24 protein-coding genes are annotated in these 24809 nt (G+C 46.3%); 13 read left to right on the forward strand and 11 right to left on the reverse strand.

Translation table 11 applies throughout. From position 1 onward, the window contains the following. Nucleotides 1-96 precede the first annotated feature (96 nt). The 3 genes from QQL36_RS07705 to QQL36_RS07715 all read left to right on the forward strand — a co-directional run bounded on the left by QQL36_RS07705 (nt 97) and on the right by QQL36_RS07715 (nt 4076). On the forward strand, nt 97-1479 hold the full coding sequence (locus tag QQL36_RS07705; protein ID WP_083721967.1) for a peptidylprolyl isomerase: 1383 nt from the start codon (nt 97-99) through the stop codon (nt 1477-1479). An 82-nt stretch (nt 1480-1561) separates the two neighbouring features. Then, nucleotides 1562-3409 carry an amidophosphoribosyltransferase gene (locus QQL36_RS07710; protein ID WP_083721966.1) on the forward strand — a complete coding sequence of 616 codons (1848 nt, stop codon included), beginning with the start codon at nt 1562-1564 and terminating at the stop codon, nt 3407-3409. 166 nt (nt 3410-3575) lie between these two features. Further along, complete coding sequence (locus tag QQL36_RS07715) at nt 3576-4076, forward strand: SixA phosphatase family protein (protein ID WP_083721965.1); 501 nt, start codon at nt 3576-3578, stop codon at nt 4074-4076. Between the two features lie 23 nt (nt 4077-4099). On the opposite strand, the gene proC is transcribed toward QQL36_RS07715, so the two are convergent. Further along, nucleotides 4100-4900 (reverse strand): pyrroline-5-carboxylate reductase, encoded by an 801-nt coding sequence (gene proC, locus QQL36_RS07720; protein ID WP_083722021.1) that lies wholly within the window; start codon nt 4898-4900, stop codon nt 4100-4102. 128 nt (nt 4901-5028) lie between these two features. On the opposite strand from proC, the gene QQL36_RS07725 reads away from it, so the two are divergent. Continuing rightward, nucleotides 5029-5541, forward strand: a complete 513-nt coding sequence (locus tag QQL36_RS07725) for a thermonuclease family protein (RefSeq protein ID WP_179091034.1) — start codon at nt 5029-5031, stop codon at nt 5539-5541. Between the two features lie 103 nt (nt 5542-5644). After that, nucleotides 5645-8941 (forward strand): DEAD/DEAH box helicase, encoded by a 3297-nt coding sequence (locus tag QQL36_RS07730; protein WP_321569449.1) that lies wholly within the window; start codon nt 5645-5647, stop codon nt 8939-8941. A gap of 77 nt (nt 8942-9018) precedes the next feature. Here QQL36_RS07730 and QQL36_RS07735 read toward each other — a convergent pair whose 3' ends face one another. Both QQL36_RS07735 and dusB read right to left on the reverse strand, forming a co-directional pair. After that, nucleotides 9019-9588 carry a helix-turn-helix domain-containing protein gene (locus QQL36_RS07735; RefSeq protein ID WP_083721962.1) on the reverse strand — a complete coding sequence of 190 codons (570 nt, stop codon included), beginning with the start codon at nt 9586-9588 and terminating at the stop codon, nt 9019-9021. A gap of 32 nt (nt 9589-9620) precedes the next feature. Further along, nucleotides 9621-10691 carry a tRNA dihydrouridine synthase DusB gene (gene dusB, locus QQL36_RS07740; protein WP_321569450.1) on the reverse strand — a complete coding sequence of 357 codons (1071 nt, stop codon included), beginning with the start codon at nt 10689-10691 and terminating at the stop codon, nt 9621-9623. 345 nt (nt 10692-11036) lie between these two features. Between dusB and QQL36_RS07745 the strand changes: the two genes are divergently transcribed. From QQL36_RS07745 to QQL36_RS07760, 4 genes are all read left to right on the forward strand, one after another. Further along, nucleotides 11037-11681, forward strand: a complete 645-nt coding sequence (locus QQL36_RS07745; RefSeq protein WP_321569451.1) for a CPBP family intramembrane glutamic endopeptidase — start codon at nt 11037-11039, stop codon at nt 11679-11681. 103 nt (nt 11682-11784) lie between these two features. Beyond that, nucleotides 11785-12675, forward strand: a complete 891-nt coding sequence (locus tag QQL36_RS07750; RefSeq protein ID WP_083721959.1) for a phosphatidate cytidylyltransferase — start codon at nt 11785-11787, stop codon at nt 12673-12675. 45 nt (nt 12676-12720) lie between these two features. Continuing rightward, a complete protein-coding gene (locus tag QQL36_RS07755) occupies nt 12721-13374 on the forward strand; it encodes a phosphatidylserine decarboxylase family protein (protein ID WP_083721958.1) in 654 nt (217 codons plus the stop codon). A gap of 44 nt (nt 13375-13418) precedes the next feature. Next, nucleotides 13419-13643: a hypothetical protein gene (locus tag QQL36_RS07760; RefSeq protein ID WP_321569452.1), complete on the forward strand. Its 225-nt coding sequence runs from the start codon at nt 13419-13421 to the stop codon at nt 13641-13643. 157 nt (nt 13644-13800) lie between these two features. On the opposite strand, the gene QQL36_RS07765 is transcribed toward QQL36_RS07760, so the two are convergent. Beyond that, nucleotides 13801-14499, reverse strand: coding sequence for a YjjG family noncanonical pyrimidine nucleotidase (locus QQL36_RS07765; protein ID WP_083721956.1), 699 nt, complete (start codon nt 14497-14499; stop codon nt 13801-13803). 59 nt (nt 14500-14558) lie between these two features. On the opposite strand from QQL36_RS07765, the gene QQL36_RS07770 reads away from it, so the two are divergent. The 3 genes from QQL36_RS07770 to QQL36_RS07780 all read left to right on the forward strand — a co-directional run bounded on the left by QQL36_RS07770 (nt 14559) and on the right by QQL36_RS07780 (nt 18147). After that, nucleotides 14559-15263, forward strand: a complete 705-nt coding sequence (locus QQL36_RS07770) for an SDR family oxidoreductase (RefSeq protein WP_083721955.1) — start codon at nt 14559-14561, stop codon at nt 15261-15263. Nucleotides 15264-15373: 110 nt separating this feature from the next. Beyond that, on the forward strand, nt 15374-17362 hold the full coding sequence (locus tag QQL36_RS07775) for a BatD family protein (protein ID WP_321569453.1): 1989 nt from the start codon (nt 15374-15376) through the stop codon (nt 17360-17362). Nucleotides 17363-17382: 20 nt separating this feature from the next. Beyond that, the gene (locus QQL36_RS07780) at nt 17383-18147 is read left to right on the forward strand and encodes an SH3 domain-containing protein (protein WP_143708776.1); all 765 of its coding nucleotides are present in this window, start codon (nt 17383-17385) and stop codon (nt 18145-18147) included. Here the strand turns inward: QQL36_RS07780 and QQL36_RS07785 are convergent. The 7 genes from QQL36_RS07785 to QQL36_RS07815 form a co-directional block, all read right to left on the reverse strand. Then, nucleotides 18142-18903, reverse strand: a complete 762-nt coding sequence (locus QQL36_RS07785) for a LytR/AlgR family response regulator transcription factor (protein ID WP_083721952.1) — start codon at nt 18901-18903, stop codon at nt 18142-18144. The genes QQL36_RS07780 and QQL36_RS07785 overlap by 6 nt on opposite strands. Nucleotides 18904-19079: 176 nt before the next feature. Beyond that, nucleotides 19080-19871 (reverse strand): sensor histidine kinase, encoded by a 792-nt coding sequence (locus QQL36_RS07790; RefSeq protein WP_321569454.1) that lies wholly within the window; start codon nt 19869-19871, stop codon nt 19080-19082. A gap of 252 nt (nt 19872-20123) precedes the next feature. Further along, complete coding sequence (locus QQL36_RS07795) at nt 20124-20831, reverse strand: response regulator transcription factor (protein ID WP_083721950.1); 708 nt, start codon at nt 20829-20831, stop codon at nt 20124-20126. A 40-nt stretch (nt 20832-20871) separates the two neighbouring features. Beyond that, nucleotides 20872-21888 (reverse strand): sensor histidine kinase, encoded by a 1017-nt coding sequence (locus QQL36_RS07800; protein WP_321569455.1) that lies wholly within the window; start codon nt 21886-21888, stop codon nt 20872-20874. Beyond that, complete coding sequence (locus QQL36_RS07805) at nt 21869-22375, reverse strand: gliding motility lipoprotein GldH (RefSeq protein WP_321569456.1); 507 nt, start codon at nt 22373-22375, stop codon at nt 21869-21871. Before QQL36_RS07805 ends, QQL36_RS07800 begins: the two co-directional genes overlap by 20 nt. A gap of 24 nt (nt 22376-22399) precedes the next feature. Beyond that, nucleotides 22400-23275, reverse strand: coding sequence for a YicC/YloC family endoribonuclease (locus QQL36_RS07810; RefSeq protein ID WP_083721947.1), 876 nt, complete (start codon nt 23273-23275; stop codon nt 22400-22402). A gap of 63 nt (nt 23276-23338) precedes the next feature. Next, nucleotides 23339-23929 carry a pseudouridine synthase gene (locus QQL36_RS07815; protein WP_083721946.1) on the reverse strand — a complete coding sequence of 197 codons (591 nt, stop codon included), beginning with the start codon at nt 23927-23929 and terminating at the stop codon, nt 23339-23341. A 102-nt stretch (nt 23930-24031) separates the two neighbouring features. Here QQL36_RS07815 and QQL36_RS07820 point away from each other — a divergent pair, with 102 nt between their 5' ends. Continuing rightward, entirely contained in the window at nt 24032-24712 is a 681-nt protein-coding gene (locus tag QQL36_RS07820; RefSeq protein WP_235643547.1) for a Crp/Fnr family transcriptional regulator, read from the forward strand. Nucleotides 24713-24809 lie beyond the last annotated feature (97 nt).

Here is a 24809-nt window from a genome sequence, read left to right on the forward strand (position 1 = left end):
GGCTTTTACAGCAATAAAATTTTGTTAAAAAAATAAGCCGCTCTTACGCGGCTTATTTTTTGGTTATTTTTGAGACTCACTGTGCTATTTAATACTATGAATAAATTTTTGGCTTTTTCTGCAGTTGTGATGCTGCTCGGTCAGGTTGCTTCTGCGCAGCAGCGAATGGTGGCGGACAAAATTGCCGCTATTGTGGGAGATAAGATCATCCTGAGCTCCGATGTAGAAGGGGAACTGGTGAATATGCAACGCCAGATTCAGGACGGTAATCTGCCTCCTGATGCGGCTTGTACGATCATGGAACAGATCATTGCCCAAAAAGTAATGGTGATTCAGGCAGAGAGAGACAGCTTGCCCGTAAGTGAATCAGATGTGGATGGTCAGATCGACAACCGTATCCGCTACTTCGAGCAACTGTACGGTAGCCGTGAGAAAATGAAAGAAATAACCGGTTACTCCGTATACCAGCTGCGTGAGCGCTTCCGCCAGCCTATCAAAGAAGGGCTGCTGGCCAAGGCTATGCAGGACAAGATCACTAACTCTGTGAAAGTTACACCTTCTGAGGTGAAAAGGTATTTTGACGGTATTCCTAAGGACAGCCTCAAATTTTATGAGTCTGAACTGGAAATCGGTCAACTGATCATCATTCCAAAGGCAACCAAAGAGATGGAACAATACACCATCGACCGCCTGAATGAGATCAAAAAAGATGTATTGGCAAAGAAAGCCGACTTCGGCCGCCAGGCCATCATGATCTCCGAAGATCCAGGTACCAAAGAAAATAATGGTATCTACATCCTGAACCGTACTGACAAACAGTGGGATCCTGAATTCCTTGCTGCCTCTTTCAGGCTCAAGGAAAATGAGATCTCTTCTCCTGTAAAAAGCCAGTTCGGTTACCACCTGATCCAGTGTCTGAAACGCCAGGGCGACAACATCACCGTACAGCACATCCTGCTTAAACCACTCGTTGGTAAGTCTGATATCGCTGCTGCAAAGGTGAAACTGGATAGCATTCGTCAACTCATCGTAAATGGTAAAATGAACTTCGGTGATGCTGTGAACAAATTCAGCGATGAGCAAATGGCTAAATTTACAGGTGGTATGTTGCAGAACAATGTAAGCGGCGGTACCCTGATCACTATGGACCAGCTGGATCAGCCATCAGAAAGAGCCATCGTTATGATGCTCGATACCCTGAAACCAGGCGGCATATCAGAACCAGTGCAGTATGTAGACGAAGAAAGCAAAGCTACCCAGCTTCGTATCGTATACCTGAAAACACGTACCAACCCTCACCGCGAAAACCTGAATGACGATTACGCACGTATTCAACAGCGTACATTGGCCATCAAACAGGCAGAAGCAAGAGATAAATGGCTGAGAGAAACAATCCCTACATATTACATCCATGTAGATAATGAGTATAAGAAATGTGGGCATATAGCCAGATGGATGGGTGCAGTAGCACAGAAGTAATTACTGAAAAGGCGGATCAAATCGATCCGCCTTTTTGTTTAGGTTTTTTCAACGTAACTTCGCGCCTTCAATTCATAATGGGATGAGCGAAGCCATAAAACATGAATGCGGATTAGCATTTATAAGACTTAGGAAGCCTTTTTCTTATTATCAGCAACAATATGGAACGGTTTTCTACGGCCTCAACAAATTGTACCTGCTGATGGAAAAGCAGCATAACCGTGGACAGGATGGTGCAGGTATAGCCACTGTGAAGTTGAACACCGAACCCGGGGTTCCCTTCATGCACAGGCTTCGAAGCAGCGCTCCCCAAGCCATAGGAGACATCTTCGGCAAGGTAAGAGACGAAATCGACGAAATCGAAAAATACCAACCGGAAATCACCAAGTACCCCGGCCTCATGAAAGGCCACATGCGTTTCCTCGGCGAAAACATGATGGGTCACCTCCGCTACGCCACTCAGGGTAAAAACAACGTAGAACTCTGCCACCCGTTCGTAAGATATAACACCATCCCCGCACGCAACCTCTCTATCGCAGGCAACTTCAACCTCGTAAATGCTGATGAACTGTTTAAGTTCGTAAATGTAGACCCGGGAGAAACTCACCGTAACAGTGACCTCGCGGCGATGCTGGAAGTTGTACACCACTTCCTGTGCAAAGAAGATGAAGTACGTCAGAACGGACTGGATGTGAAGAAGATCCTGAAGGATGCCTTCTCTATGTTCGACGGTGGTTATCACGTGTGTGGCCTGCTGGGTAGTGGCGATTCTTTCGTGATCCGCGATGGCCACGGTATCCGTCCTTCTTATTATTATGTGAATGACGAGGTGATCGTAGCCGCTTCTGAGCGTGCTGCCATCCGTACCGCATTCAATGTAGGTGAAAATGAAGTACACGAACTGATGCCAGGAAACGCCCTGATCGTAAAAGAAAACGGCGAATACAGCATTGAGCAGATCCTGGATCAGAAAGAACGTAAAGCTTGTAGCTTCGAGAGGATCTACTTCTCCCGTGGTAATGACGAAAAGATCTATAAAGAGCGTTCCCGCCTGGGTTACAACCTGGCTGAGCGGGTTCTTGCAGATATTAATAATGACCTGAAGAATACCATCTTCTCCTTTATTCCAAACACCGCTGAGATTGCCTTTTATGGTATGATCAAGGGTTTGGAAGACTACCTGAATAAAATCAAGGTAGAAAGGATCGTATCATGGGGCAAAGACTTCGATGAGGAAAAGCTGACTGAAATGGTGAACCGCCGTATCCGCATCGACAAAATTGCTATCAAAGACGTGAAGATGCGTACGTTCATCACTGCCGATACCAGCCGTAATGAGATGGTGCAGCACGTGTATGACATCACTTATGGTACTGTTCGTCCGGGTGTGGATACGCTGGTAGTGATCGATGACTCTATCGTAAGAGGTACCACCCTGCGTGAAAGCATTATCAAAATGCTGGACAGACTGGGTCCAAAACGTATTATTATCGTTTCTTCTGCTCCACAGATCCGTTATCCTGACTGCTATGGTATTGATATGAGCAAGATGGGTGATTTTGTGGCTTTCCAGGCAGCAATTGCCCTGCTGAAAGACCATGGTAAGGAGCATATACTGCAGGAAGCGTATGGTTTGTGCAATGAGTTACAACGTACAAATACATTGCATGCGCAGAACGTGGTGAGGAATATTTATAAACCATTTACTACTGAGCAGATTTCTGCAAAGATTGCAGAGATCATCACTCCGAAAGGAATAAGCGCAGAGGTAAATGTGATTTATCAGTCTATTGAGAGCCTGCACGAGGCTTGTCCTAATAACTTAGGGGATTGGTACTTTACAGGGAATTATCCGACACCGGGAGGGAATAGGGTAGTGAATAAGGCGTTTATGAACTTCATGGAAGGGAAGAACGAAAGAGGATACTAAAAATAAAGCCCGTTGCGTAGCAACGGGCTTTATTTTTGGGCAGCACCTGCTACGGGCATTATTAATTTTATCTTAAATCAGGCTTTATGCAGCAGGCCACACCATGAAGTGATCCAGTTATTTCAGTAAATTAGTAAGTAACTAAAAGTCAATTATCAATAACAGGATGAAAACGTTACTGCTGATCCGCCACGCAAAATCTAGCTGGAATGATCCGGACGTAGATGATTTTGACCGGCCACTCAACAAACGGGGCAAACAAAACGCACCAGAAATGGCCACTCGCCTACACTCCAGGGGAATCGTTCCCGAACTCCTTATCGCCAGCCCCGCCAAACGCACCAAAACGACTGCCCGTCTCATGGCTAAAGAATGGCATTATGACAAAGATGCCATCCTGCTGGAAGACGAACTCTATCTTTGCTACGCCTCTACCTTCCTGAAAATGATCACTAAGATTGATGATGATATCGACACTGTCGCCATCTTCGCTCACAATCCAGGTATCACCGACTTCGCCAATTACATCACGCAGGAAATCAGGATAGACAATATCCCTACCACCGGCGTTTTTGCTGTAAAAGCTAATATCAATTCATGGAAAGAGTTTGACAGCGCCACCAAGAACTTTCTATTCTTTGACTATCCCAAAGCAGAAGTAGTCTAAGCCCCGTCCTGTTTCTCCCTATCTTAGTCTTTCTGAATCTTATTGTAGGATACTGTGATTCCTTTGATCAGTGAAGAACTGAATCCCTGGTGTTCCATCTCATTAAGACCTGCAATCGTACAACCTTTAGGGGTAGTCACCTTGTCGATCTCTTCTTCCGGATGGCGTTTCTCACGGATCAGCAATTCTGCCGCCCCCTTCACGGTTTGTGCCGCGATCAGGTTTGCCGTACGTACGTCAAAGCCGATTTCGATACCACCCTGGATGTTGGCCCTGATAAAACGCAGTGCATATGCAATACCACAGGCACCCAGTACCGTGGCCGCATCCATCAGCTTTTCGTCGATAGCTACGGTTACCCCCAGCTGGTCGAACATATCCTTCACATAATCCTGCAGCTCAGGCGCCACATTCTTGTAGCACACACAGGTCATTGACTCCTGAATAGCAATGGCTGTATTCGGCATGGCACGTACGACTGCGATACCGGTACCACCTACCTTTTCCAGGTCATCCATTAACACCCCAGTCATGACACTGATCAGCACCTGCCTGGATGGATCAAAGGCGGTCTGCACTTTGCTCAGTACATCTTTCCAGTTGTACGGCTTGAGGGCGATGACAACGATCTCCGCATCACGGATAGCGGCTTCGTTATCAGCAGTTGTATTGACACCGGCTGTCTGAAAGTCTTTCAGAGCCGTTACGTTTCTTCTGGTAATCGTCAGGTCGGCTGGTTGTGAAAACCCGCTTTTCAGTAAACCCTGTGCAATGGCAGCACCAAGATTGCCACCACCGATGATAGCTATTTTTTTGCTAGACATGTTGTTCACTATATGCTTTAAATCAAGGGGAAGGTATAACAAGATATGCAAATGTGCAAATGAATCAGCCACAATGGTTAGGCTCTTCGGGGGAAAATTTGTTACTTCGCATCCCAAAATCCTATGCAATGCCTAAACTTTTTTTTAGAGTGATCATGTGTATGCTCCTTTGTCTGTTTACTCAGACAATAGTGGCCAGCCCACCGAAGAAAATAAAAGGAAAGGTAGTGCGGATCATAGATGGAGATACATTTGAGGTACTGGTAAAAAAAGAGACGTTCCGCATCAGGCTTTCTGCGATCGATGCACCGGAGAAGGGGCAGGACTACTACCAGAAAAGCAAACAGGCATTGTCCGATTTGTGTTTCAACAAGATCGTAACGGTCGAACTGTTACGAAAAGACAGGTATCAGCGCTGGATAGGCGATGTCTATAGTAGCAAAGGTGAATACATTAATGGCTGGATGATAGCCGGAGGGCATGCCTGGCATTATACAGAATATTCTAAAAGTGCACCATTGGCCGCGGCACAGGCCACAGCCAAACGTAATAAACTGGGACTCTGGAAGCAGGGAAAACCTATCGCTCCCTGGGAGTTCCGCTCAGCCAAAAACAAAAACAGGAAGAAAAAGGCTGCTTAATTTACTACCCCCTTATATTGATATCCCTAAAATAACGGCTATGCATGCGGCATAAGCGTTATTTTAGGGATATTTTCAATAAGTGGAAATCTGTATTTAACTTATGTCAGTGAATACCAGCGATAAAGCCCTCACCGGCCATATGTTGTATATGCGCCTGCTGGAAGCCGGAGATGGGCACCAGCCGCTAGTCACCCTGCGGTTTTTGCGGGGCGTACTCGAGCAGTTATTCCGGCATCTCACCAAAAATGAAGCCCGTAGCTTCAGCAACCTGTTTGCCCGTATGCAGTTCTACTTCGACAAGCACGGAGTAGCATCCAATCAACGGCGCCAACTGACCATTCTTCGCATTCTTACCACCAAAGCCATGATGGGCGGCCTCCGTGCCGATCAGCAGGATGCCCTGCTCTGTATCCGTACCCTGGCCGATGTCATTGAACAATATTACGAGGTTCCTCCCCCCGAAGCGCTGCTGGAACGTTGTGCCTCCGTAGCAGGAGAGACCCTGATACAGGGTCCGGTGGATGATAACCCGCTGGTGCCCCTCCTCAAATGCCTCGTTACCGGCGTAGGCCCTTTGCAAAAAACACCTGATGGTGTGGAGTCGTTTGTACTCCAGGGCAAAGATGATGAGGCAGGGGAGTTCCTGATCAACATTACTACTGTTTATCAGCCACATACTGCTGCCCTGCACAAACAGGTACGGGTATATGATACCCTCCATATTCTGCATGCAGATCGTGATGAGGCTACCGGCCAGTACGAAGCAGTGAAAGCCACCCGGTTTATACTGGAACCCGATCTCCTCATCGACATCAGTGATCTGGCAGAATGCTTTGGCCGCAGCGGCCCTAATCCGTTTTTATATTTAGTCAGGAAACTGGTACCACAAACGACCGGGTTGCCTGCTTTCAAGGGAAATATCGTCAACTCCCTGCTGGACAATGTGCTACGTCACCCGGATATGAAGCTCCGGGAATCCTTTGTAGAAGCAGTGGCCGAAAATGTATTGCAGGCGGCTGGCTATGGCAGACAGGAGCTGAACAGCATGTATGCCGACATCAGGGAAACACACTGGCCAAATTTATTGGAGGCATCCAGGGAATTGAAAGACCGACCGGTGAGAATAGAACCGACCTTCTTTTCTGCTTTATATGGCCTACAGGGCCGTCTGGATATCCTGGCAGAAGATGATACAGATCCTACCCGTAAGGAGATCTTTGAGCTCAAAAGTGGCAGGGCGCCGGATTTTGGAGCCTGGAAGAACCACGAAATGCAGGTAACAGGGTATAACCTGCTGCTACAATCTACTTTTGGCGATCAGCGCTGTGGCAGCTCTGCGATCCTGTATTCTTCTGCATCCAATAGCCCATTGCGCAACATGGCGAATAACCGCCCAGCGGAAAATGAGTTGCTCGCCCTGCGCAATGAAATCGTCTCCCAACTATTAAGACTCTCCTCAGGAGAATATGATATACTTGAAAAAATCACGACACTCGCTGGCGAAGGATTGCCTTCTTTCAGCGTAGTGCACTTTGCCAACTTCGAAGAAACTTATGGCAAGGCCAGTCCACTGCTGAGAAGCTACTATCAGCAGTTCCTTTCTTTCTTGCTCAGGGAGTTCCTGCTGGCCAAGTGTGGTATGTATGCCTCCATGCACAGGGAAGAAGATGTTGAAGGCTTTGCCGCTCTCTGGTTACAACCCGAATCGGAAAAGCTAACCCGGTTCACGATTATTCCCGGCCTCTGTTTCCAGAATTTTGATGAAGCCCAGAGTAGTGTTGTATTCACCATACAGGAGCCGGTGAATCATAACTTTCGCCCCGGGGATACTGCCATCATTTATCCAAGAGATACCACCGGACTGGCGCCATTGCAACACCAGATCCTGAAAGGCAGGGTAGATGAATTGCAGAAAGACAGGCTGACCTTTTCACTGAACAACCGACAGATCACCCACGACTTCTTTGCTCACCAGCAACAATGGGTGATCGAACACGATATTTATGAATCCAACTTCTGGATCTCAGCGACGGCGCTGTTTCATGTACTGGAACCCCGCTTTGCTGCCAGAATGGAGTTGTTACTGGGCATGCGGGAACCCGTCAGGGTGCCATTTCCGCTACCTGCCCCCACCATGTTCAACAGCAACCAGCAAGAGATCCTGCAGGCTGCGCTGGATGCCAAAGACTATTACCTGGTACAGGGACCTCCCGGTACCGGTAAGACATCCTCCCTGCTTACTTCGATGGTGACTTCTCTGGCAGCTGCCGGCACCCAGATGATGATCGTGGCTTTTACCAACAAGGCAGTAGACGAAATTTGCAAAAAGCTGGAAAGCAAAGGTGTACAATACCTGCGGTTGGGCGGCCGCCGTTCAGCAGCAGAAAATCAATTGAGAACCTATTGCCTGGAAGGGGATATTGCACAGGCCAGGGAGTACATTGCCAATCAGCAGATCTTTGTAGCTACGGTGGCAACGATGGCTACCCGGTTACCTAACCTGCAATTGCTGGGGGTTAAAACGGATACCCTCATTGTAGACGAGGCCTCTCAGTTGACGGAGCCACAGCTTTTAGGATTGGTGTTGCCTTTTCAGAAGTTTATCCTGATCGGAGATCAGAACCAGCTGCCACCAGTGGTCGCGCAGGCAGATAATTTCTGTATGACGGAAGAGCCCCTTTTACACAGTACAGGTATTACAGATCTGCGCTGCACACTATTCGAAAGGCTGATCCAGGCTTGTAAACAAAACGGCTGGCATCATGGCTGGGGCATGCTGAATACCCATTTCCGCATGCACAATGATATCGCAGACCTGATCAATCATTACTATGCTCACCAGTTATCGCCAGGCCAACCTTTACAGGCAGCTCCTTTTGTAAAGCAGGATGTAGCTGATGGCGACTGGCATCACATACTTTCACAAGGCAGAACCATCTTCCTGCCCAGTCCTATGGAGCCGACTTCCAAAATGCATCTGACAGAGGCACAACAGGTGGTATCACTGCTCACTTATCTACAGGAGAGCAGGGGAGCGGCTTTTAATAAAGAAACAGTGGGAGTAGTGACACCATGGCGCACCCAGATAAGTCTGATCAGAGAACTGATAGGCACTAACGAAGTACTACAAGCCATCAACATAGATACCGCTGAACGCTTCCAGGGCGCAGAGAATGATATCATCATCATATCACTGGCGGTATATCATCCTACTCAGTTGAATATGTTACAAAGCCTTGGCACTTTCAGATGGGAGGAGCATACGATAGAGGTAGACAGGAAGCTGCTGGTTACCCTATCACGGGCACGACAGCAGGTAATACTGATGGGATATGAGCCGGCACTGCGGAGTAGTATGCACTATAGCAAGGTGCTGGATAAGATCAGGGCACAATAAAAAATAAAGCCACCCGCCGTAAGGCAGATGGCTATATGTCAGACAACATCATATGATCATTCCTGACTAATCAGGCTTTAATCCAGAGTAACATGGCTCCAGTTTTCACCGCTTTTGATACGGTATAACTGCATTTCGCTGATATCGAATTGTTCAGCGATCTGTTTCATGGTCTTGCGACCAGGTTTGGCCAGTAAGCGCTTGATGCTCTTAACTTTAGTAATGTTCAGTTTCAGACCTTTGACGCGGTTACGTTGTTTTTCCTTGTAAGCGAGTTTGGCGGGGCTGAATTGCTGGTGGGCTTCCATTTCTTCTTTGGTAGCCCATTGAAGGTTTGTGGTTTTGTTGTTCTTCTTGTCGTAATCGATGTGAATTACATACTTGTGAGAACGACCGGGTTTCTTGTTGAATAATTTCGCTACTTCTCTGTGGAGGTACAGTGACTGGTAACTATCAGCGGGTTTTACATTTAGCACGGTATAACCTTCGACGGTAGAGCCTGAGAGCAACTTACCGTCTGTTATATCTTCATAATAGCTAATCACTCTTCCCATGTTAGATACTGCATACTTTTTACGCAGGGCAGATTTGTTTTTGATCTGCAAGTCTTTCCAGACTTCATTTTTCAGATTTTTAATCGTGGCCATGTGAAAGAAAATTTAATAGTTGAACCTGGGGTTTATCCGTAAACGTTACAATCTGCTACTTCATTGTTTAAGTTTACTGGCAGGTTAGAATTATCAGGAAGGGTAGAGGCCCTTTCTATAATGTGACCTTTGTAATGTTCTGCTATTGTGTCTAAAACTTCTTCTACTGCTGCCAGTGTACTGCAAGTTACTAATTGTTGCCTGAATTCTTTTATGTGGGGTAACCCTTTGAGATAATTCGTATAGTGACGACGCATTTCGAGTATGCCTACCACATCGCCTTTCCAGCTTACTGACTGGCGCAGGTGTTTTTTACAAACGTCTACCCTTTCCTGAATGGATGGTGGGGGCAAATGCTTGCCGGTAGCCATAAAGTGCTTGATCTCATCAAAGATCCACGGATATCCTATTGCAGCGCGACCTATCATAACGCCATCTACGCCATATTTCTGACGGGCAGCGATGACTTGTTCGGGCGTAGTGATATCGCCGTTGCCGAATATAGGAATGTGGATACGTGGGTTATTTTTGACTTTCCCGATGAGGCTCCAGTCGGCATGGCCTTTATACATCTGGGTGCGGGTGCGCCCGTGTATGGTGAGGGCCTGGATGCCTACATCCTGTAGTCTTTCGGCTACTTCTTCAATATTTTTGGTATCGTCGTCCCATCCCAGGCGGGTCTTTACTGTTACCGGCAGTTTAGTAGCTTTTACTACTGCGGCGGTCAGTCTTACCATTTTGGGAATATCTTTCAGGATACCGGAACCGGCTCCTTTGCATACTACTTTTTTAACGGGGCATCCATAGTTGATGTCCAGCAGGTCGGGGTTGGTGGCTTCCACGATCTGAGCGGCCATAGCCATAGGCTCTTCATCGCCTCCGAATATCTGGATACCTACCGGACGTTCTTCAGGGAAGATGTCCAGTTTTTGCCGGCTTTTGATTGCGTCACGGATAAGACCCTCCGAAGAGATAAATTCTGAATACATCAGGTCAGCACCCTTATCCTTACACACCGCACGAAAGGGCGGATCACTTACATCCTCCATGGGAGCAAGTAATAGCGGAAAATCGCCCAATAGTATGTTACCTATCTTTACCATCTTTTTCTGTTAAGGGTTGACCAAGGTGCCGGAATTTCCCGGATTGCAATTGCCAACTCAATTTCACACTGTAAATTTACGCAAAATTAATCTAAGACAGGTTATATGAAGCAGTATCCACCGTCCTTTCAATTTGTAATATTCATTGGCTTTTTCATCGGTTTCTACCTGCTTTACTTTCTATTTTTAATTATCGTTTTTCCTCATATCAGCGGGTATACCATTTTCACGCTGCAAAGTCTGGATTCGTCGGTTCCTAAAGTTCTCGGCTATAGGAAATTAACGCAAATACTTTACACTTTAGTCGTTTATCTTTTGCCGGCGTTAATTTTTGCCAGATTAGCTATGCCAAAACCCATGGAATATCTTTCCCTGAACCGTGGGCCGAAGCTGACACCCGCTATATTAGCAATTTTGATAATGCTTGTAAGTCTGCCAATGGTAGACCTTTCCGCCCAGTGGAATCAAACATGGCCAGTTTCGGAGACCATGCGTATGCAGGAAGAGGTAGCAGAGAAGATGACCCGCGATCTACTCAAAATGGATACATTTTCTACTCTATTAGGGAACGTGTTATTTTTTGCAGTGATGCCAGCGATCGCCGAAGAAGCGTTCTTCAGAGGCGTTGTACAGCGACTCATGATAAAAATGATGCCGGTAAAAAATGGCGCATGGTTAGCGATACTGGTTACGGCGCTACTATTCAGCGCTGTACACATGCAATGGCTATCTTTTGTACCAAGAGTGATACTGGGTTTCCTGCTGGGTGTGATCTATTATCTGACAGGTAACCTGTGGTTGTCCATTCTGGCACATTCCATCAACAACGGTTTGCAGGTAGTACTTATGTATCTGTTCCAGATGCACCTGATGAAAACCGATCCGATGGCAAGCGGGCAGTCGAACTGGCTGGCAGCCATTGCAAGTCTGGTCGTTACTGGCCTTTGGGTGTGGGTGTTACAGCGCCGGTCAAAGCCAGCAATTCAATAGCAACCTGTTGAGTATAAGACACATTTAATTGGTAATTTTACAGATACCATTTGCATGGACTGTTTATTTTACCCATTTTTGTACAAACTATTCTCTTTAATAGATGAAAACATTCTTCACCCGTACAGCTTCGGCGTTAGTATTTGTAGCGATCATGCTGGCCGGGATCCTATACAGTCCATTTACCTTTTTCCTGTTATTCTTCCTGGTTAATTTCTTTGCCTTAAAGGAGTATTTCAAACTTATCAAGCATATCGATCCTGACTATGGCGCTGTTTCCGGATGGCACCAGAACGGGGTGCTGGTAGCCAGCTGTGCATTGATGATGGCATTTAGTGGTGATCACTTTGCGGGTGGCAATCTCTCTTTAGGTTTCCTTGGCTGGTGTATGGCTATCATCTTCATGATGGTGTTGCCTATTGGCGAAATCCTGCTTAGCAAAGAGTTTTCTCTGAAAAATCTCGGCTATTCCGCACTGGGCCTGCTATATATCACGGTTTCCTTTGGTCTGCTTGTGCACCTGTGTCTGAATTATGACACCATCCGCTTCAAATCCGGTCCGGATGGCGTAGGTACAGGCCCCGGCTGGCTCATTCCTTTGCTGCTTATTATTTTTATCTGGATCAACGATACGATGGCCTACATTGTGGGTTCTCTGATAGGAAAGACACCATTTTTCCCCTCCATTTCTCCTAAAAAGACCATCGAAGGTACAGTAGGGGGGATGATCCTGGCCGTAGCCGCTGCCGGCGAATATGGCTACAACTGGGGGAGCCAGTGGCTGTCTCTGCAACACTGGATGGCGCTGGCAGGTCTGGCAGCAGTAATTGGTACTGCTGGCGACCTCATAGAATCTAAACTCAAGCGTATGGCGGGGGTGAAAGATTCCGGCAATATTATGCCAGGGCATGGAGGGTTTATGGACCGCTTCGATTCTCTTATACTGGCGGCACCTTTTGCATGGATTTACATCCATTTCTTCGCAATGGTTTAACTTTGTATTCGCTTTAACCAAACTATATCACCTAACAATTATAGCATGAAGATTCATCGAGAAGGATTGGCCAGTATTCTGATCGCCTTTGTAGTACTAGCACTGATCAGTGGTGCAGTCATTTATTTCCTACCCGGTATGCCACTTGTAGGCAATATCGTCGCTGCCTTTTCTGTGGTTTTATTCCTGTTTATCGTTTCTTTCTTCCGCATTCCAGCAAGAGAAATGAAACTGGGAGAAAGCCTGGTTATGGCTCCCTGCGATGGTAAAGTAGTCGTAATTGAAGAGACTTACGAACCTGAGTACTTCAAAGACAAGCGCCTGCAGGTATCCATCTTTATGAGCCCTGCGAACGTGCACGTAAACAGAAATCCAATCAGCGGAGAAGTGAAGCTGTCTCAATACCATTCAGGTAAATACCTGGTAGCATGGCACCCTAAGTCTTCTACAGAAAATGAGCGTCATACCGTAGTAATCGGCAATGGTAAGGCAGACATTCTGGTAAGACAGATTGCCGGTGCACTTGCCCGTCGTATCGTAAACTATCTGAAACCAGGTATGCAGGTGACCCAGAATGAGGAATTGGGCTTTATCAAGTTCGGTTCCCGTGTGGATCTGTACCTGCCTATCGGTACTAAAGTAGATGTGCAACTGGAACAGGTAGTTCGTTCCGGCCAGACTGTGATCGCTACTTTATAAGCAGAAAAAGGTTAACTTTAAAAGGTAACTAAATCATCCAGCTAATGAAGAAGATGTTATTCAGTGCAATGACCTTGATTTTCCTGACAGGCGCCGCTATGGCACAGGACAAACAAAAGGCTAAAGCCAGCTGTAAAAAGGATGCTACCGGAAAAAGTGCCTGCTGCAAGCAGCCGGGTAATACGGCCAGCCTGCGGACAAAGAAGGCCAAATCCGCTCCAGCTACCGCACAGGCTACGCCAGCAGCAAAACCTGCCAACAAGAAATAATTATAAAAAAGCCGGCTATTATTGATAGCCGGCTTTTTTATGGATAAGTATACAAGTAGTATTGTAGCAGCGGTCTGGCACTATAGAATGAGTATAGAACGAGTATACAAAAAGTATAGAATGAGTATACAAGTAGTATAGAACGAGTATACAAACCTTATAAGATATCTTTCAGCTCCTGCAATCCTTTGATCACATATGTCGGTTTTAATGTTCCTGTCACAGGCACAAGGGTATTGAAGTACACCTGATCTATTCCTGCATTGTGCGCCCCGAGAATATCAATTTCCAATGCATCGCCTATCATGATACTACTTTCAGCAGTAGCCCCCGCCATTTTCAAAGCGTAATCAAATATTTCGCGATAAGGCTTGAGACTACCTGCTAATTCTGATGTAATTACATGGGTGAAGAATTGATCTATCCCGGAGCTTTTCATCTTAATCAGCTGGGTTTCTTCAAAACCATTCGTGATCATATGCATCGGGTAGTTCTTTGCTGCCAGGTATTCCAGTACTTCCTTTGCATTGGGGAATAAAGTGGTTTTATAAGGCAGGATTTCCAGGAACTGGGTACCCATGGCATGCGACAACTTATCGTCTCCAATCTTGAAATCCAGCAGGGTTCTGCTGAATCGTTTGAACCGAAGATCGTTGCGGTTAATGAATCCTTTGCGGAAACGATCCCACAATTTATCGTTATGTGTCATGTAGGTGCGGTGGAACACCTCAAATGAGGGAACTCCTCTGCTGGCCAGCGTATGTGTGTGGTATAATTCTTCTAAGACCTGGTAAGCATTGGTTTCAAAATCCCATAATGTGTGGTCCAGATCAAAAAATATATGCTTGTATTTCATGTCTTACAAAGATACGAAATCCACATTTTTTACTATTTTCCAGCTTCTAAACAGGATTTATGAACGCAGTAGTCACAGGTGCCAGTAAAGGTATAGGGAAAGCCATCGCCGAAAAACTTGCCATGGAAGGATTTAATGTAGCTATTTGTTCCAGGGATGCAGCCAAACTGGCTGCTGCCGCTGCAGACATTAAAGCAAAAGCGCCACAGGCAGAGGTATTGACATTCTCTGCCGATATGAGCAAAAAGGAAGACGTACTGGCTTTTGCCAATAAAATAAAAGAGACATTCCAGACTGTAGACATCCTCGTGAATAACGCAGGACTGTACATTCCCGGGGCCCTGCACGAGCAGGAAGACGGACTGCTGGAATATCTGATGGCCGTAAATGTATTTAGCGCACATACTATCACCCGGCAATTATTACCCTCAATGATCACACAACGTAAAGGACACATTTTTAACCTTTGCTCTACCGCCAGCTACAATGCCTATCCAAATGGAGGGGCTTATAGCATCACTAAATTCGCCCTGCTGGGCTTCTCCAAAAACCTGCGTGAAGAGCTCAAATCTCACAATGTAAAGGTAACCGCCCTCAGCCCCGGACCAACGCTCACCGCATCGTGGGAGGGATGGGATGGCCCTGCGGACAGAATGATGGAACCTGCTGATGTAGCGAACCTGCTATGGGCAGCCTACACACTCTCTGCTCAGGCTGTTGTGGAAGAAGTGATCATGCGTCCAATTTTGGGAGATATTGGCTAAAACCTTTACAAACAAGCGTTTTACGCCCTCATATCTATATTTTTTTTAACTAACTTTTAACCGCGACAGCCGCGTTAAGGGGCGCCGTTTGGTTAAATTTGTTATACATTATGAAGGTCATCACTTTTAGCATAAGGAGGTCGCTGCTATCCCTGCTGTTTTTACTGGGTATAGCATCTAGTCTGCGAGCGCAGGAATTTAAATTCACCACCACTGTATCAAGCAATAAAGTGGCACTGGACGAACCGTTCCAGATCCAGTTTATGCTGGAAAACGGGACCAATGTAACCCAGTTCACACCACCGAACTTCAACGACTTTGAACTATTGCAGGGCCCTAACCAGATGCAGGGTACTTCGATCGTCAATGGCCGACGTTCTGATTATATTGCATTGATCTACCTGATCAGGGCAAAACGGGTGGGTAACTTTACCATTCCTGCTGCTGCCGCCCGTGTGAACGGCGATATTGTAAAGTCCAATCCTGTCACCATCGAAGTGGCAAAAGGCATCAGCGGTTCCGCTGCCCAACAGCAACAACCACAACGCCAGCAGGTACCTGTCAATCCATTTGCCGGCATGGGCCAGCGTAGTGCTCCCAGCCATCAGGCAGAAGAAATGGAAGGTGTGATTAAGAATGGTGAAGACATCAATGCCAAGCTAAAAAAGAACATTTTCGTAAAAGTAGATGTTGACAAAACATCCCTCTACGAAGGCGAACAGCTGACTGCGACCTACAAGCTGTACACCCGCCTACCGACTAACGCCAGTGTGACCAAAGTACCTGCGTTCAAAGGATTTTCCGCTAAAGATATAGAATTGCCAAACCCGCCACAGGCCAGTGAAGAAATGGTAAACGGTATTCCCTACAGGGTATTCGTAATCCGTAAAACCATGCTGTTCCCGATGCAGTCAGGAACGCTGGAACTGGATCCTGTAGAGGTAGACAACCATGTAAGACTGGTGAAACTGGTGAAGAATGGTAAACGCAAAGATCCACTCGCTGATATGTTCAATGACCCGGCTTTTAAAGACGCGTTCAATGATCCATTCTTCGATGATGTCTTTAACCGTCCGGAAGTAGAATACCAGGATGTTCCTTACAAGATCCAGACAGCACCGGTAAAAGTTACTGTAAAACCACTGCCGGTCGATAGTCGACCGGCAAGCTACAATGGAGCCGTGGGCAGATTTAACATGACCGCTACTGTGGATAAGAACAGCCTGTCTACCGACGATGCACTTACCCTGAAAGTGACCATCTCCGGCCAGGGCAATGTGAACCTGCTGAATCCGCCCAAAGTTGACATCCCTGCCAGCTTTGATAAATACGATCCAAAAGTGTCAGACAATATTGAAAAGAACAGCAACCCACTTACTGGTAGCCGTACTTTTGAATATGTGCTGATGCCGGTAGAAGCAGGGGAGCAGACCATTCCACCTGTGGAATTCTCTTACTTTGATGCGGCTTCCAAAACTTACAAAACTGTTAGCTCCAAGCCATTCACCATTCATGTGACAGCTGGTAAGCAAACGAAGAGAGACAAAGAAGATTTCAGCATCAATAAAAACGCCATCACGAACAATAGTAACAGCGTGCTGGATTGGGTTAAACACAATACTTACTTCATTACTTCTATCTGGTTCTACCTGCTGCTGGTATTGCCGCTGCTGGCACTGATCGGTGCATGGCTGTACCGCCGCCGCCTGGATTACCAGCAGAACAATGCAGCATTCCTGAAACACCGCTATGCTAATAAGGTAGCGCTCAAGCGACTGGAACTGGCTGCCCGCTATCTGAAAGAAGGCAAGGACAAAGCATTTTACGAAGAGACTTCCCGCGCTGTATGGGGCTATCTGAGTAACAAACTGCATGTACCATTTGCTGACCTGAGTAAACAACTGATCCAGGATAAACTGGCACAGCAACACGTCAGTGAGCAATATACCGCCGACCTGTTTGACCTGCTGGATAATTGTGAAATGGCCCTGTATACGCCCAACCACAACAATACCAGGATGCAGGGTACCTATCAACAGGCCGTACAGGTAATCAGTAAACTGGAAGATGAACTGACAAGGGCGAAGAGCGCCGTTTAAATAAAATCATAGTCAACAACGTGAAACAGATCGTAACCGCTATACTTTTATGCACACTGATGAGCAGTACCCGCCTGCTGGCGGCAACCGCTCCACAACAGCAGGAATTTGAGAAAGCTAACGCCCTTTTCAGACAGAAACAATACACTGAAGCTGCCGGCATCTATCAGCGACTGGTAGATGAAGGTTTTGATCAGCCGGAGCTCCTCATCAACACAGGCAATGCCTGGTACAAAGCTAACCGTACCGGTCTGGCTGTGTACAGCTATGAAAAAGCCCTGCTCGCAGATCCATTCAGCAAAGCGGCTCAACACAACCTCGCCATTGCCAATCAGCGGGTGGAAGGGTATGTCAACGAATTGCCACAGCTGTTTTTCCAGCAATGGTGGACAGCTATCAAATATATGCATCACCCTAATGGCTGGGCTACCGGCGCCATTATCTTTTGCTGGCTCACGGTTTTAGGCAGCATCTTACTATTACTTCGTCCTACACTGCAGCCCACTGTTGTGAAGAGTGTGACAGGGGTATTCGGCCTGCTTTTCGCTTTCTACCTGTTCATGGGTATTACCACTTATGTCAGTGCCACAACGCATGACAATGGCATCATCATGGGGAATGTAGTAAAGGTGAAATCAGCTCCCGATCAGGGCAGTAAAGATCTGTTCGAACTACATGAAGGTGTAAAAGTGCAGATCACTGACGGTACCAGTGAATTTTGTAAGATAGAGCTGCCAGACGGAAAAACCGGCTGGATGTCTTGTGGAGATATCAAAAAACTATAACCGCTCGATTCGCTCCATGAAATCCTGTTTCCTATGCCGGGAGACAGGAATACAGCTTCCATCATTCATGATAATTTCTCCGCCATCCCCTTTCAGGTAACGTTCCATGTAGTTCAGATTGACTACATAGCTGTGGTGTACCCTGAAGAATCCTTTGTTCCTCAGCATATTTTCTATTTCCTTGAGGGAACGGAAAACCATAGCAGGTGCGGGTGCAGACAGCAGGTGCATGCGGGTATTGATCCCATCGGCCATGCAGTAGAGAATATCTTTTACCAGGATCATCCGCACACCTTCGGGGCTGGGCAATCCCAGTCTTTCACCAGGATGCAGTTGCTGATGTAGCAATTCCAAGTTATTGCCTGACCGGGTAAGGGACTTTCCCTTTTCTGTAAGATGCGCCTGCCTCACCAGCGCTTTGTCCACCGCGTCCTGCAGATCATCCCTGAGGATAGGTTTCATCAAAAAGTCGACTACATTATGACGGATTGCCTGTAGGGCATACTCTTCGTGAGAAGTGGTGACAATGATCGCGGTATTTATATGGCCGCAGGCATTTATCACCTCAAAACCATTGAGGCCCGGCATTTCCACATCCAGGAAAAGCAATTCAGGTTGATATTTATTTATGGCTTCAAGCGCAGAAAGGCCATCCGCACATACGGCGACGACAGTAACAGAGGGGCAATGTTTTTCTAATAATAGCTTTAGTACACTCCGACTCAGCCGTTCGTCATCAACGATGATGGTTCGCATGATCTGATAAATAATTCTTGTCCTATCGTATTTCTCTATTGGTTGAGGGCTAGGTATTATAGAGATTATACTATGAATCTATCTGTTTACGAAAATATTGTCACTGGTAATGAATTCTGCATTGAAAATACAAAATCTGCTGACATTGGATCTATTTTTAATTTGGGAGCTAAGCATTAGCCCCCATAAGCTGGCATCATACGGCTATTGACATGGAGCATGGAGATTTTGATACGATGGCCGGTGAGATCTTCTTCTTCCGCTATTTTGGCCTGAATGTGATATTTTTCATTGATCACCTGCAATCTTTCTACGGCAATGGTAATTCCTTTGTTCAGATAGGACTGTTGGTCCAGGTCGGGCGCTTCATGGTGTACGCCATTATCTTCTATACATACAGCAATAGTATCTCCATCGCGGTCAATGGTGATATTGAGCATACCACCTTTGCCCGGCCTTAACAACAGGCGGCGCCAGATGACATCCTGTACATATGGCTGTATAAGCAGGGGAGGGACAAAAGTAAGCTGCTGAGACACGGAAGGAAGGACTTCCAGCTGGTAGTCGAACTGTGGGCCGAACCGGAGTTGTTCCAGCTGCAGATAAAGTTCCAGTGCCTCCACATCTTCTTCAAGGTTCACCCATTCTTTGTTACAGTTACGGATGATGAGCCGCATTAAGCGGGCAAAACGTGTAAGGTACAGGGATGCAAGATCCGTACTGGTAGTCAGGATGTAGTGGTGTATAGCATTCAGGCTATTAAAAATAAAGTGAGGGTTCATCTGTGCCTGAAATGCATGCATTTCAAGATGGATGATTGCCTGCTGCCTGCTTATTTCTTTTGCCACATCCTTTTTCAGCTTACTTTCCCGGCTTCGGAACAGAATGAATACCAGGGTCAGGCTCAATAAAAAAAACAGCCAATATTGCCAGCCCGCTGCATTGAACAAATCAAAGCAAAAACTCACGCCTTATCGGTTTACTATTCCAAGGATACAATTAAATCTTAGTTCGGAACTAAATGCAACTTTGTCTGACTAGGAATAACAATATCCGTCAAATACCCCGAAGGCGAAAGCAACACTTCTTACAAGGCAGTATTTATGCTAAAAGCGGTGTGATTTGGCCGGTAAGTGGTAGGGGAATCAGGGGTTATAAATAAAAAATTGCGAAATACGTGAACCGCACTTCGCAATTAACAGGTTGGCCAGCAGGGAGGACTATTCTGTAAACTTGTAGCCTACGCCTCTTACTGAATGGAAATATCTTGAGTTCCGGCTGTCTTCTTCGAAGTACTTGCGGAAGTTGAGGATAAAGTTATCAATCGTACGGGTGGTAGGATATACATTGTACCCCCATACGACCTGAAGGATCTTTTCTCTGGTCACAACTTCACCTTTATTTTCGATCAGTAGCTTGAGGAGCATGGTTTCTTTTTTGCTCAGCTCATAGTGTTTACCATCTTTGCCGATGCACTCCTGCGCAGCAAAATCAATTTGATTATCACCGAAATGGTAGACATTCGAGACGGAGTCCTTATCCTGGATCTTCTTATTTTTTAAGATCAGTTTTTCTACACGCAGCAGCAGCTCTTCCAGGTTGAAAGGCTTGGTCATGTAGTCGTCGCCACCTTTTTTCAGGCCCAATACGCGGTCTGCACTACTGTTCTTGGCACTGAGGAAGAGGATGGGCACTTCATTGTTTTGGATACGGATGTTTTCGCACACGGCGATGCCATCCATTTCCGGCAACATTATATCCAGTATGATCAGGTCGAAATACTCGTTTTTCACTGCCTTTAAAGCAGCGGTTCCATTATCTACAGCCGTAACTTCATAGCCTTCCAGCTCCAGGTTCAGCTTGAGGGCTTCCTGAAGATTCTCTTCATCTTCTACCAGTAGTATGGATGCTTTTGTAGCTTCCTTCATAGTTTAAATTTCGATAAGCTTAAATTACTGATAATGTAATTTACGCCGTTTGTACGGAATATACCGGCCATGTGATTTCAAAATATGCTCCGGCAGGTACATTATCTTTTACGATGATAGTGCCTCCATGTTGCTGTACGATCCTTCTGGTAAGGAAGAGGCCCAACCCGGAGCCTTTGGCTTTGCGGGTATTTTCGTTGCCTATGCGGTAAAATTTAAGGAAGATCCTTTCCCGTTCATCAACTGGGATGCCTGGTCCTTCATCTTTCACTACCAGCCTAAGCTGGCCGGCATTTTCCTCTAACCGTACGTCTATGACCGTATTTTTGGGTGCATATTTAGCAGCATTCTCTACGAGGTTGTTCAGCGCTATCTGCAGCATGAACTTGTCACCATTCAGCCATACATCAGGCAAAATATGTGCCTGTATGGAGTGTGTGGCTATTCTACCTTTGATTTCCTTTACGCCATTGACCAGCAATTCAGAAAAATTGAGGTCTTCGCGGAACAGTTTATAACGGTCTGATTCCATTTGGGATGCCAGCAGTATATTATTACACAGCTGATCAAGACGATTGGTTTCGCGAATGGTATTGTCCAGTAGTTTTAACCGCTTTTCCTCATCCAGTCTATGTTTACGAAGGGTTTCCAGATTGAGTTTGGCGGCAGCAATAGGGGATTTCAGTTCGTGTGTTACGGCCATCATGAAGTTCTGCTGTTGCTGTGAGAGCTTCATTTGCTTGTAGATGGAGCGGTATACAAAGAAACCACCCATTAAAATAATGGCCAGAAAAATAATTCCCTCGCCGATAAACATGACAGTACGGCGGTATTCTGTAGTTTGTATCCGTGCCAGTTCCTGTTGATATTCTACCGGATGTGCAACACTGTCAGTTCTCAGCACCAGGTTCTGGATTTCGAAGCGGGATATCTGTTCGCTTTGCATAAACAGGAGTACCCCCCACCATACGAGTGCCAGGATCGTATATGCAAGTACAAACAGATAGATAACGGAAATGGCTTTTCCGTCCTGTAGTTTATTGAGTAGCTTTTTCATTGGTCCGTAAACCGGCTTTCTCCACCCGTAAGCCAACATTCATGATATCCGGAAGCGGATTTTGCCGCATGTTTTGTTCAAAGGTAAACTTATAAACACCTGGTTTATTCAGTATCGCATGTTGCTGAATGGGGATCTGGTGTTCATAAATATCGTCCAGCCCACTACCCAGCCATTTACCGGTCATATCAGCAAGGGGCAGTTCTACCCTTTGTGGTATTGGTTGTTCGCCCGGAAACCGGGTATCGATCAGCAGGTAAATATTGCTATAGGGGTATGCATCCTTGTGACGGATATTCACATAGATGTTATACAAATAGGCTGTATCTGCCGGTTGCAGGGTGACCTCAAATGCTGGCTTATAGTTGTAGGCCCATTCATGCCCCGGGATCTCCAGGTTCTTTTCATAGGTGTCCATCTTCATGGGCTCGCAGGAAGCTGCTACCAGCAACATTCCTACAGCCATCATCCGGAAGAATTTATTCATATACTATTGCGATACGGTTTTTTATTACAGCACATTCAGCACCTGCTCTTTCGCTTTTTCCAGCTCATCTTTCATGAGCACTACCCATTGCTGGATGTTGGCATCATTAGCTTTGGAACCGGTCGTATTAATTTCACGGCCTACTTCCTGTAATACGAATCCCAGTTTTTTACCTTTGGAAGGTTCTGCTTCTTTCAGGATTTCTTTGAAGTAACGGCAGTGGTTTTCCAGTCTTACCAGTTCTTCAGAGATGTCCAGTTTTTCTAAATAAAATATAAGTTCCTGTTCCAGGCGATTCTCGTCTATGTTTTCTTTACCTACATATTCTGCCAGCAGAGATTCGAGTCTGGTTCTTACCCTGTCTTTACGCTGCGGATCCAGTTCTCTTACCTTGATGGTGTAGTTTTCAATGTTCTCTATACGTGTGAGCAGGTCCGCTGCCAGCACAGAACCTTCGTCCAGGCGATGGGCATCGAGGTCGGAAATAGCCTGTTTCAGTGCTGTTTCGACTTCCTGCCACTCTTCTTCAGAGATCTGCTCATTAGCAGGGCTCACCACTTCTGGAAGCTTCATCAGCACATTGAGCATATCTTCTTTAGGCAAATTCAGTTCATCGGCCAGTGTGGTGATAGACTGATGATAGAACTTTGCCAGATCTGTATTAATGACCACCGGACGGTTTGCACCGTTTTGTCTGATATTAACACTGGCATCCAGCGTTCCACGTACTAACGTTTGTTGCAGCTGGTTGCGTATATCAAACTCGTAGGGCTTTAACAACGGGGAAATTTTCAGGTTTACTTCAAACTGTTTTCCATTCAGTGATTTAATTTCTACCACTATTGTTGTCTCTCCCCGGGTGATTTCAGCCCTTCCGAAGCCGGTCATTGATTTCAGCATAATAGAGATTTGTAAGCAACAAACCTACCTAAATTAGGCCAAAGCGCAAAGAAACGTTCAAGATCAGGCTTTAAAGAGCAGGTCATAGAGCTCCTGCTGGCTGTATTCCCTGATGTCGCCCGGCAGCAAACCGGCTATAGTAGCCTTACCTATCCGGTAACGTATAAGTCTCAACGTTGGGAAGCCAACGGCAGCGGTCATTTTCCTGACCTGCCTGTTTTTTCCTTCCTTCAGGGACAATTTTATCCATGGGGCGGGAATGCTCTTACGGAAACGGATAGGAGGGTTGCGGTCAGGGACCTCCGGATCTTCCGGAAAAAGGGTGGCCTTACAGGGGCGGGTTTTGTACATTTTACCATCAATATTGATAGGTACCCCCTGACGCAACTGTTGTACAGCAGTGTCGGTCACAGCTCCATCTACCTGTACCCAGTATTCCCTTTCATGTGCAAATTTCGGATCCAGAAGGCGGTGATTGAGGGCCTTGTCATTGGTCAGCACCAGGAGGCCTTCACTGTCGTAATCTAAACGTCCCACCGGGTAAACATCCGGGGGAACTTTAAAAAAATCTCCCAGGCTGGCTTTCCCTTCTTCTTTGCCGAAACGGGTAAGTACCTGGAAAGGTTTATATATTATATAATAATTAAATGCCATAAGGAATGCTCCCGGAAGTGATTTTTTGCAGGTTTTAATCCACTAAATTAGTAATTTTGGAGATTGAATACTATGTGTACGCCTTTCCATAATGCCTCGTGTATGAACTGTCAGGATCGCTTTGGATCAATATTATTCAAAGCTGAAAAGTGCAATCTGGAAGAGATAGACGCCGCCAAAGTATGCTCCACCTACAAAAAAGGAGAAGTAGTATTCCAGGAAGGCACCTATCCTTTCGGCATTTACTGCGTAAATACCGGCAAAATTAAGCTCTCTCATTCAGGAGATGATGGCCGCGAACAGATCGTCAGGTTGGCTAAGCCAGGTGACATCATCGGCTACAAGGCACTTCTGTCTGCGGAAAGGTACACCGCTTCTGCTATTGCACTGGACGATTCTTCCGTGTGCTTTATTCCCAAAGACCTTTTCATGAGCATCCTGCAAAAAGATGCTAACCTCTCTTTCGAGATGATGCGCATCATTGCCAGCGAACTCCGTAAGGCCGAGACCAAGATCACCCACCTGGCTCAGAAGCCGGTGCGGGAAAGACTGGCCGAAACGCTCCTTTTCATCAAGGAAACTTATGGCGTAGAGCAGGATGGCACCACCCTGAATGTGCGCCTGAGCCGTGAAGAGATTGCCAACCTGGTAGGCACAGCCACAGAATCAGCCATCCGCCTGCTTTCCGAATTCAAAAAAGACGGTCTGATTGAGCTGCAGGGCAAGAAAATCCGCCTGCTCAACCAGGAAGAAATCACCAAAACCGCCAACCTGCAGGACTAATTATCACCGTCCTGTCATTTCCTTTATTTCCTGATTGTTGTCAGCCCCGCTCTTGACTCTTGTCATTTTTCCCCCTTCGCATTGCCGGTATTTTTGC

Origin of the sequence: Chitinophaga sp. LS1, assembly GCF_034274695.1 — a bacterium.
Lineage (GTDB): Bacteria > Bacteroidota > Bacteroidia > Chitinophagales > Chitinophagaceae > Chitinophaga.

Excerpts from the sequence above, each read along its gene's own strand:
- dusB (WP_321569450.1), bottom strand. The coding sequence starts at position 10,691 with ATGGTAAAGATAGGTAACATACTATTGGGCGATTTTCCGCTATTACTT.
- QQL36_RS07755 (WP_083721958.1), top strand. The coding sequence starts at position 12,721 with ATGAAGATTCATCGAGAAGGATTGGCCAGTATTCTGATCGCCTTTGTA.
- QQL36_RS07705 (WP_083721967.1), top strand. The coding sequence starts at position 97 with ATGAATAAATTTTTGGCTTTTTCTGCAGTTGTGATGCTGCTCGGTCAG.
- QQL36_RS07770 (WP_083721955.1), top strand. The coding sequence starts at position 14,559 with ATGAACGCAGTAGTCACAGGTGCCAGTAAAGGTATAGGGAAAGCCATC.
- QQL36_RS07810 (WP_083721947.1), bottom strand. The coding sequence starts at position 23,275 with ATGCTGAAATCAATGACCGGCTTCGGAAGGGCTGAAATCACCCGGGGA.
- QQL36_RS07715 (WP_083721965.1), top strand. The coding sequence starts at position 3,576 with ATGAAAACGTTACTGCTGATCCGCCACGCAAAATCTAGCTGGAATGAT.
- QQL36_RS07805 (WP_321569456.1), bottom strand. The coding sequence starts at position 22,375 with ATGAATAAATTCTTCCGGATGATGGCTGTAGGAATGTTGCTGGTAGCA.
- QQL36_RS07710 (WP_083721966.1), top strand. The coding sequence starts at position 1,562 with ATGAGCGAAGCCATAAAACATGAATGCGGATTAGCATTTATAAGACTT.
- QQL36_RS07760 (WP_321569452.1), top strand. The coding sequence starts at position 13,419 with ATGAAGAAGATGTTATTCAGTGCAATGACCTTGATTTTCCTGACAGGC.
- QQL36_RS07785 (WP_083721952.1), bottom strand. The coding sequence starts at position 18,903 with ATGCGAACCATCATCGTTGATGACGAACGGCTGAGTCGGAGTGTACTA.
- QQL36_RS07775 (WP_321569453.1), top strand. The coding sequence starts at position 15,374 with ATGAAGGTCATCACTTTTAGCATAAGGAGGTCGCTGCTATCCCTGCTG.
- QQL36_RS07815 (WP_083721946.1), bottom strand. The coding sequence starts at position 23,929 with ATGGCATTTAATTATTATATAATATATAAACCTTTCCAGGTACTTACC.
- QQL36_RS07750 (WP_083721959.1), top strand. The coding sequence starts at position 11,785 with ATGAAAACATTCTTCACCCGTACAGCTTCGGCGTTAGTATTTGTAGCG.
- proC (WP_083722021.1), bottom strand. The coding sequence starts at position 4,900 with ATGTCTAGCAAAAAAATAGCTATCATCGGTGGTGGCAATCTTGGTGCT.
- QQL36_RS07795 (WP_083721950.1), bottom strand. The coding sequence starts at position 20,831 with ATGAAGGAAGCTACAAAAGCATCCATACTACTGGTAGAAGATGAAGAG.
- QQL36_RS07800 (WP_321569455.1), bottom strand. The coding sequence starts at position 21,888 with ATGAAAAAGCTACTCAATAAACTACAGGACGGAAAAGCCATTTCCGTT.
- QQL36_RS07820 (WP_235643547.1), top strand. The coding sequence starts at position 24,032 with ATGAACTGTCAGGATCGCTTTGGATCAATATTATTCAAAGCTGAAAAG.
- QQL36_RS07745 (WP_321569451.1), top strand. The coding sequence starts at position 11,037 with ATGCCAAAACCCATGGAATATCTTTCCCTGAACCGTGGGCCGAAGCTG.
- QQL36_RS07725 (WP_179091034.1), top strand. The coding sequence starts at position 5,029 with ATGCCTAAACTTTTTTTTAGAGTGATCATGTGTATGCTCCTTTGTCTG.
- QQL36_RS07735 (WP_083721962.1), bottom strand. The coding sequence starts at position 9,588 with ATGGCCACGATTAAAAATCTGAAAAATGAAGTCTGGAAAGACTTGCAG.
- QQL36_RS07730 (WP_321569449.1), top strand. The coding sequence starts at position 5,645 with ATGTCAGTGAATACCAGCGATAAAGCCCTCACCGGCCATATGTTGTAT.
- QQL36_RS07765 (WP_083721956.1), bottom strand. The coding sequence starts at position 14,499 with ATGAAATACAAGCATATATTTTTTGATCTGGACCACACATTATGGGAT.